Here is a 7,318-nt window from a genome sequence, read left to right on the forward strand (position 1 = left end):
TTTGGAACCGTCCGCATGAAAGCTTCCCGTTTCTTTATCGGCACCCTGAAAGAAGCACCCGCCGACGCAGAGATCGTCAGCCACAAGCTGATGGTGCGCGCCGGCATGATCCGTCGCGTCGCCGGCGTGAGGGTACTGGCGCTCTGCGACGATGAACGGTTGCTGCTTGCCTTGCGGGCCGAGGAACAGCACGTCGCCCTCCATCGGCAGGCACTCGATCGGCGGCAACGCGAGGAACGCGTCGGCCGAGCCGCGGGGCATCAGTTGCTTGATCTGGCGAGTGGCGGCTTCGGTCCACTCGATGTCGAGTTGAATGTTGCTCATGCTGTCCTCCGCACCGGGGTGCGCACGGGTGGAAAATTTCGGTGCGCGACTTTAGCACAGCGCACGGGCACCGCAACCAAACAAGCCGAACCCGGTTGCCCGGATTCGGCTTTTTGCTTGTGCGGTGCCGCCGAACTTACTGGCTGGCAGCGTCTGCGGCCTTGGCAGCCTTCTTGCCGGCCTTCTTCGCAGCAGCCTTGTGGTGAGCAGCCTTCTTGCCGTGGTGATGCTCTTCCTGCATCGCCGGCTGAGCGGCTTCAGCCGCTTGCTGCTGTTGCAGCGCCTGTGCGCGCTGCTCGATCTCGGAGATCTTGGCCGGATCGGTAATCGTCTTGATTTCCGTGCTCTCTTGCGCATACGCTGCGCCAGTCAGCGCCGACATCGCTACCAGGATAGCCAGGGACGTCTTCTTCATTGCTTTACCTCCGCTAAGTGGTGATGAACCCGAGTGTTGCCGTTTTGTCTGGCGACTGCAATCGAGTGCGTGTCGAGTGTAACAAAAGTGACGGATCAATGTGCACCGGATCGTGGCGTGACGCAAGGCCCCGTTGAAGTGGCGCAACACTTCGCGTACTTCGTCACGCGGCTGCCATCGTCGCCGCCGCAGTGATTTCCGCTCCGGTTTCTCCGTAGCCGTCAGAACCATCCCAGCCATCGATAGACGTGGAACTGCGCAATGCCGACCAGTTCGTGAAGCGCCTGCTCGGCGTTGGCCAAATTACGCCAGCGCGGCAGCCAGCCTGTTTGCGCGCGCCGGCGATTCGCATAGACGGGCTGCGGATCGATCCCGAAACGGCGGAAATCGAGCAATGCGCGGCGCATCTGGTATGACGAAGTGACGAGAATGCGTGCGTCGTCATACTGTGAGCGTAGTATAGACGCAGTGAATTTCGCGTTTTCGTAGGTTGTGCGGCTATCCGGTTCCAGAACGAGGTCCGTGGGAGCAATGCCTTCGGCGACGAGTTGGCGCCCGTATACGGCAGCCTCGGTTTCGCCGTGATGCTGCGGGTCGCCGCCCGACATCACCACGGTGCAGCGCTCGGCCAGTTGCCTGCAGGTGCGGTAGAGCGCTGCGACCTTGTCGATGCGGGCAGTTCCGTCAGGTGGCGGCCGCAGCCCGAAGTCGGTGCGCTTCGTGCCGGCGCCGATGAGAATCAGCGTGGTCCGTCCGTGCATCTCCGGGTGCTCGACGGGTGCGACGCCCGACTCGGTCCAGGCGATCAGCGGTGCGGCGAGCCAGCCCGTCGCGAGCAGCCAGAACAGCGCAATGGCGGCGATCGAGATGATTCGTCGCCGCTTGCGGCAGAGCATGAAACAGATGAAGAGAAGTACAAATGAATCGAACAGAATCAATTTGATTGGGGTATGGTGTCTTTTTATGGACGGCTGACGATCCGGCCCTGACGCGACGCCGAACGTCGGCCTCCAGAATCGGTGGCGGTATCGGTGGGCGGAGACGCCGCCCGGCGCGCCGCTTCGCATTGTCGCTGCACTTTAAGAAAGAATCGAGATGGCCACGTATTCCAACGAAGCGGTGCTCGACGCATTGAGACGAGTGCAGTACCGCCAGGTACCGTGGGCACGCCGCCCGGGTGTGTTCGAGTATCTCCGTTCGCTCGGGCTGATGGACACGGTCAGGCAGAAAACCGTTGCCCCTGCGCCGGGCTTCCATGCACCGGTCGACATCGCCGTACTGACCGAAAGCGGTCGAGCCGAATTCTCGCGCCTCGAGCGCGACGAGAAATTACTTTCCTGGACCGATCGCCGCATGGCCGACTACGCATTGAGCGAAGCGAGTGCCGTGGCGATTCTCGAAAGCCGCCTGTAGCGGCCGATCATCCCGTCGCCCGCATCGCCGTACGGCTGGCGATGCCAAAAAAAAGCCCGTATCGCGAGGATACGGGCGTACCGGATACTTTTGCTGTTGCCACGCTGTGCTCATGGCAACGTTGTGACTCGTCGCGTGCGGCGCAGTTCCCGACCGCGGGCATTTTCTTTGGCTAAATCCCGAAATTGGCAGGACTACGGATGACGCGGCACGTCGGACGGCTGCGAGCCGATGCGCGCTCGCGCGTTGCTGGCGATGTCGCCACGCAGGTCGCCGCGCGGCACAGTCTGCCGGTTGGGCGGGTTGGCGGACGGTGGCTGGCGGAGGGTATTCCGATGGTCCTGCTGGCGATGAGGCGGCTTCACGCGATCGTCGGCGTGAGCTGGAGCGGACAACGCCAGGGAAATGACAATGCCGCATGCGACGAGCAGTGACATTGGTTTCATGGCGGGGCTCCCTTCAAGCCGTCGACGCGGCCTGTTGATATGTCGCTAAGGTAAGCGTGGGAGTGCAGGCTTGCTGTAAATATTGGTAAATAGATGTATCGCGGCACGACAACGGTAATCGACGGCAACGCAAGCGTCGCGAACAGGTCGCGTCGCAGAAAGAAACCGGGCGGCCGAAGCCGCCCGATCGAGCATTCGTTACGCCATCTTGACGGGCGCGCGCCAGGATTCCGGATTGGTCCAGAAGGCGCCGCGCAGCCGGTCGCGGCTCGGCGGTGCGGGCGGCTTCGCAGCGCTTGCGCCGATGCGCCCGCGCAGGGAGATCTGCCGGCCGCTCGTGCCGAGTCGCTTCACGATTTCGGCGAGCGTGCCGTCTGCCTGCCATTCGTCGAAGCGACGGCGGCAGGTCGGCGGCGACGGATAGCGGCCCGGCAGCTTCGACCATCCTTCACCCGTCGACAGCACCCACAGCACGGCGTTCACCACCGAGCGGGCTTCCACGCGGGGGCGGCCGCGCCGCTCACTCCGTGCGGGTTCAGAGCAAAACAGACCCTCGACCAGCGCCCACTCGTTATCTCTCAAATCGTCGAACAGCATCATGTCCTCACCTCAGCGAAGCTAACTCCGGTGCGCTGCCCTGCGCCGCGCACTCTTCAAGCACTCGATCGTCGAGTGCCGGGTGGGGGCGTCCGGTTGGCCGGCAGCGGCGTTTCTGCTCTTCCGTCCGACGAAACCTGCGCCCTGTGCGCCAGGTAATGCACGAAGCGTGCCATGTCGGAGGTAATTCCCTCGAGAGCCGCTTGGCAGCGAGCTAACGGCTAAGTCAGCTAGGGGCGTATAAGACGCCAAAATAACCCGGCAGCAAATCGGGACAATCACCAATCTTGTGCAGTTCGCCCGCACCACGTGCGTTCGCGGATGTATTGCACCGCAGCGAAACATGTGGGGCAGGTGCCTGATTCGTACATCGAAGCCGGATTCGCGCATTAAAATCGCGCATCGATATCGACGATTGATGAGGTCAGGAAATGAACGTCACGCTGCGCCAGCTTCGCGTCTTCATCGAGGTAGCGCGGCTCAAGAGCTTCAGTCGCGCGGGCGACGAGATCGGGCTCACGCAGTCCGCGGTCAGTCGCTGTGTGCGCGAGCTCGAGGCCGAGCTCGGGTTGAAGCTGATCGATCGCACGACGCGCGACGTGCAGCTGACCGATGTTGGGGCGAACCTGATCGCGAGCGTGTCCCGTTTGCTCGACGATCTCGACGACACGCTGCGCGAGATTCGCGAGATCGGTGAGCAGCGCCGCGGGCGGGTGATCGTCGCGGCCAGCCCGACGATCGCGTGCCGGCTGATGCCGCGCGTGGTTGCGTCGTGCGAGCGCGAGTTTCCGTTCGTGACGTTGGGTTTACGCGACGACGTGCAGAGCGACGTGTTGCGCAAGGTGAAGTCGAGCGAAGTCGATTTCGGCGTCGTGATCGGTCCGCTCACGGTGGCCGATCTCGTCTGCGAATCGTTGATGACCGATTCGTTCTGCCTCGTCGCGCGCGCCGACCATCCGCTTGCGGCGCGTGCCGAGGTGCCCTGGACGGCGCTGGACGGCGAGCGCCTCGTGCTCCTCGATCATGCGTCGGGAAGTCGGCCGCTGATCGATGCCGCGCTGGCCGCCCATCGTGTCAACGCGACGGTCATGCAGGAGCTCGGGCATTCGGCGACCGTGTTTGGCCTCGTCGAGGCCGGCGTCGGTGTAAGCGTGCAGCCGTGGCTGTCGCTGCCGCTACCTGCCGGCTCGACGCTCGTTGCACGGCCGCTCACGCCGCGCACCGAGCGCACGGTCGAACTCGTGCGCCGTCGCGACCGGTCGTTGTCGCCCGCTGCGCAGGCGATCTGGGAACTCGTGCGGCAGATGCCGGCGAGGGCGGAGGACCTCGACTGACGCCCGCCGACGTGCGCCTCTCCGGCTTGCGGGCCGGTACACTACGCGGATCGTGTTCCTCGAAGGTGGTGCTCGATGGCGCATTCTGCAGATTCTTTTCCGGCAGCCGGCGCGCCGGCTGCCCGTGACGCAGTGCACGCGTTGCGTCCGTCGCTGATCCGGGAAGTGGCAAACGCCGGCTTCGGCGTGCCGGACATGCTGCCTTTCTGGTTCGGCGAATCCGATCGCGTGACGCCGGACTTCATTCGCGACGCCGCCGCGGCGGCGCTACGCGATGGCGCGACCTTCTACACGCACAACCTCGGCACTGCGCCGCTGCGCGATGCGATTGCGGCCTACGTCAGCGCCCGTCACGGTGCGACGGCGGCCGACACCGTGGCTGTGACGAGCTCGGGCGTGAGCGCACTGATGCTGGCTGCGCAGCTGCTGGTCGGTCCGGGTGAGCGCGTCGTCGCGGTCACACCGCTGTGGCCGAATCTAGTCGAGATTCCGAAGATCCTTGGGGCGCAGGTCGAATGCGTGCCGCTCGGCTATGGCGATGCGGGCTGGCAACTCGATGTCGGGCGGCTGCTTGCGGCGCTGACGCCCGATACGCGGATGCTGCTGATCAACTCGCCGAACAATCCGACCGGCTGGACGATGTCGCCTGACGACCAGCAAGCGGTGCTCGCCCATTGCCGCCGCCATGGCATCTGGCTCGTTGCCGACGAGGTGTACGAGCGGCTCGCGTTCGACGCGAGCGGTGCGGACGGCGCGCCATCGTTCCTCGACATCGCGTCGCGCGACGAGCGGGTCGTCGTCGTGAATTCGTTTTCGAAAGCGTGGGCGATGACGGGCTGGCGCCTGGGGTGGCTCATCGCGCCGGCAGCGGTGATGGCTGACCTGTCGAAGCTCGTCGAATACAACACGTCATGTGCGCCGGGCTTCGTGCAGGCCGCCGGTGAAGTCGCATTGCGCGATGGCGAGCCGTTCGTGCGGTCGTTCGTCGCGGCGCTGCGCGATGCGCGCGATCACCTGGTTGCCGCGCTACGTACCCTGCCGGGTGTCGAGGTACCACCTCCGTCGGGCGCGATGTACCTGTTTCTGCGCCTGCCGGGCGCGTCAGACAGTCTCGCGTTCTGCAAGACGCTGGTGCGCGAGGCAGGACTCGGACTGGCGCCCGGGCGGGCGTTCGGCCCGGAGGGGGAAGGATTCGTGCGCTGGTGCTACGCATGCGATCCGGCGCGGCTCGATGCGGGTGTCGAGCGGTTGCGCCGGTTCCTCGCACGCGGCGTGGCCGTCCGCTGAAGCGGGGTCGGAGCGGAGGCGGCGCGCTGGCGGCGGCCCGTTCGGCTCATCTTTACGCACCGGGCAATTTTGCGTAATATGGCGCTCAGTCACGCGGTTCCGTCGTTGAGCCGTGCTGTTCCGTCCGGTTTGGGCCTGGCCTGAAGTTGATTCGCCGCCCCCGGTTCGTGCTCCCATCAATATGACCGATCAGAATCGGGCGAGCGCGTCTTCCGTTCCTTTCGTCTGTTTGTTGATCCGGTTCGTTTGACCACAGGGTCTGGCCTAGCTGCATGAATACCCAAGAGGCGAAGATCGTCCTCGAGACTGCTTTGATCTGCGCGCAGGAACCGCTGAAACTCGGCGATTTGCGCAAGCTCTTTGCCGACGGCGTGTCGGCTGACACGGTCCGCACGTTGCTCGAAGATCTGAAACAGGATTGGTCCGGCCGCGGCGTCGAACTGGTGGCGCTGGCAACCGGATGGCGCTTCCAGAGCAAGCCGGCGATGCGTCACTATCTGGATCGCCTGCATCCCGAGAAGCCGCCGAAATATTCGCGTGCGGTGCTCGAAACGCTCGCGATCATTGCGTATCGGCAACCTGTCACGCGCGGCGACATCGAAGAGATTCGCGGCGTGACGGTCAATACGCAGGTGGTCAAGCAACTCGAGGATCGCGGCTGGATCGAAGTGATCGGTCATCGCGACGTGCCGGGACGCCCGGCGCTGTATGCGACGACCAAGCAGTTCCTCGACGACCTCGGCCTGAAGGCGCTCGATGATCTGCCTGCGCTCGAAGAGCCGGCCGCGAACATCGAGGCCGCGCTGCTTGCGCAGCAGGCGATGGATTTCGACGAGGGCATGCCGGTTGCCGACGACGCAAATGGCGACGCGCCGCAAGCGGATGAGGCATCCGCCGGTCAATCGGCAGGATTGCCGGATGATCCCGCGGCGGACGTCGCGTCGACGCATGAAATCGCGAGCCGCGATACGCTCGATGCTGTTCGCGGGCAAACGGAACAAATGGAACAGGCTGGCGCCGAAGCAGTGCCAGCCGGTGTGCAGCCCGAGCCGCTGCGCGCGGATTGGAGCGAGGAAGATCGCAAGCCGGCTGCCGAAGCGGTTGCCGGAGACGGAGCGGAAGCGGCCGGCGACATGCCCGGCGAGGCTGGCCAGGCCGACGCCCCCCGTTCCCGTCCTGCGGACGACGAGATGCTGGACGACACGTCCGACAGTCTCGCCGATGCCGTACGAAGCGCCAGTGCACCCATCGGTGCCGATGCGCTGCCGGACGACGAAGCAGAACCTGAACAGCGTCGCGCCTGATCGCGGCCAACTTCTTGCCGCGCCCGCGCCGGGCGCGAGACCTGACATTTTGAGGTTGTTTTGACAGATATCCACGATATTGAATCGTCCGCGCCTGCCGTGCAGGCAGCGCGTGCCGACGATGCACCGGAGCAGGGCGCTTCGGCCGAGGGTGGCGACGAGCGTCCCCGCCGCGTTCTGCGGCGAGGCCCGCGCAGC

Annotated in this window: 8 protein-coding genes and 1 pseudogene; 4 read left to right on the plus strand and 5 right to left on the minus strand. The window is 64.8% G+C overall.

All coding sequences use genetic code 11. The features are described 5' to 3' along the window. Window positions 1–114: 114 nt before the first annotated feature. The 3 genes and pseudogenes from G3O00_RS37915 to G3O00_RS37925 form a co-directional block, all read right to left on the minus strand. Window positions 115–324 (minus strand): annotated as a pseudogene (locus tag G3O00_RS37915) (DNA-binding protein); the annotation flags it as partial. 136 nt (window positions 325–460) lie between these two features. Then, window positions 461–739 carry a hypothetical protein gene (locus tag G3O00_RS37920; RefSeq protein ID WP_011351789.1) on the minus strand — a complete coding sequence of 93 codons (279 nt, stop codon included), beginning with the start codon at window positions 737–739 and terminating at the stop codon, window positions 461–463. Between the two features lie 221 nt (window positions 740–960). Further along, window positions 961–1,677, minus strand: a complete 717-nt coding sequence (locus tag G3O00_RS37925; RefSeq protein WP_206146070.1) for a YdcF family protein — start codon at window positions 1,675–1,677, stop codon at window positions 961–963. Window positions 1,678–1,834: 157 nt separating this feature from the next. Between G3O00_RS37925 and G3O00_RS37930 the strand changes: the two genes are divergently transcribed. Continuing rightward, entirely contained in the window at window positions 1,835–2,152 is a 318-nt protein-coding gene (locus G3O00_RS37930) for a hypothetical protein (protein WP_011351791.1), read from the plus strand. Between the two features lie 194 nt (window positions 2,153–2,346). Here G3O00_RS37930 and G3O00_RS37935 read toward each other — a convergent pair whose 3' ends face one another. Continuing rightward, the gene (locus tag G3O00_RS37935) at window positions 2,347–2,598 is read right to left on the minus strand and encodes a hypothetical protein (protein ID WP_011351792.1); all 252 of its coding nucleotides are present in this window, start codon (window positions 2,596–2,598) and stop codon (window positions 2,347–2,349) included. 198 nt (window positions 2,599–2,796) lie between these two features. Beyond that, complete coding sequence (locus G3O00_RS37940) at window positions 2,797–3,198, minus strand: transposase (protein WP_006409263.1); 402 nt, start codon at window positions 3,196–3,198, stop codon at window positions 2,797–2,799. Between the two features lie 428 nt (window positions 3,199–3,626). Between G3O00_RS37940 and G3O00_RS37945 the strand changes: the two genes are divergently transcribed. From G3O00_RS37945 to scpB, 3 genes are all read left to right on the plus strand, one after another. Next, window positions 3,627–4,529: a LysR family transcriptional regulator gene (locus G3O00_RS37945; RefSeq protein ID WP_206146071.1), complete on the plus strand. Its 903-nt coding sequence runs from the start codon at window positions 3,627–3,629 to the stop codon at window positions 4,527–4,529. A gap of 75 nt (window positions 4,530–4,604) precedes the next feature. Next, window positions 4,605–5,816, plus strand: coding sequence for a pyridoxal phosphate-dependent aminotransferase (locus tag G3O00_RS37950; protein WP_206146072.1), 1,212 nt, complete (start codon window positions 4,605–4,607; stop codon window positions 5,814–5,816). Between the two features lie 272 nt (window positions 5,817–6,088). Beyond that, on the plus strand, window positions 6,089–7,120 hold the full coding sequence (scpB, locus tag G3O00_RS37955; protein ID WP_206146073.1) for an SMC-Scp complex subunit ScpB: 1,032 nt from the start codon (window positions 6,089–6,091) through the stop codon (window positions 7,118–7,120). Window positions 7,121–7,318: the final 198 nt, after the last annotated feature.

The organism is Burkholderia sp. Ac-20384 (genome assembly GCF_017104605.1).
GTDB classification, from domain to species: domain Bacteria; phylum Pseudomonadota; class Gammaproteobacteria; order Burkholderiales; family Burkholderiaceae; genus Burkholderia; species Burkholderia lata.